Consider the following 673-nt stretch of genomic DNA (forward strand, 5'->3'; position numbering starts at 1 on the left):
TTGGGCTTGCCAGCGGTGCCGCCGAAGAAGGCATCCAGGCGTTCGACGATATCGTTGGAGGCGTAATCCTGCCCCAGAATAATCACCACCCCGGCATCCGACTGGGAAACGGTTTCCAGCACCCGGTGCATGTTCCAGCCGGTGCGGCCATTCATCTTGGCGCTCATCAGATCACGCAGCGGGTCCACCTGATGCACCCGTACCGTGACCTCTTCGTCTTCACTGATCTCGCCTTTCACCAGCGCCACATGGGTCAGCCCGTCCACGGTGTCGCGGAACGCCACCAGGCGAAAATCGCCGTACCAGGTATCCAGCTCGTGGTCGGACACCTGCTCGATGGTCTGCTCGTTCAGGGCGCGATACTGGATCAGGTCGGCGATGGTGCCGATCTTCAAGTCATGCTCTGCAGCGAACACTTCCAGGTCTTCCCGGCGTGCCATGGAACCATCTTCATTCATGACTTCGCAGATCACCCCGGACGGCTCGCAACCGGCCAGCGCCGCCAGATCACAGGACGCTTCGGTGTGACCGGCACGGCGCAGCACGCCACCCGGCTCGGCCATCAGCGGGAAGATATGCCCCGGCTGGACAATGTCATAGGCGCGGGCATTGCGGGCCACGGCGGCCTGCACGGTGCGCGCACGGTCAGCGGCAGAGATCCCGGTGGTCACCC

1 protein-coding gene is annotated in these 673 nt (G+C 63.4%); it reads right to left on the reverse strand.

The annotated features are described in order from the left end of the window. On the reverse strand, positions 1-673 hold a 673-nt coding region (locus tag A3730_RS27745; protein ID WP_197477702.1), incomplete at both ends, for a 3,4-dihydroxy-2-butanone-4-phosphate synthase.

This window comes from Alcanivorax sp. HI0044 (assembly GCF_001634945.1).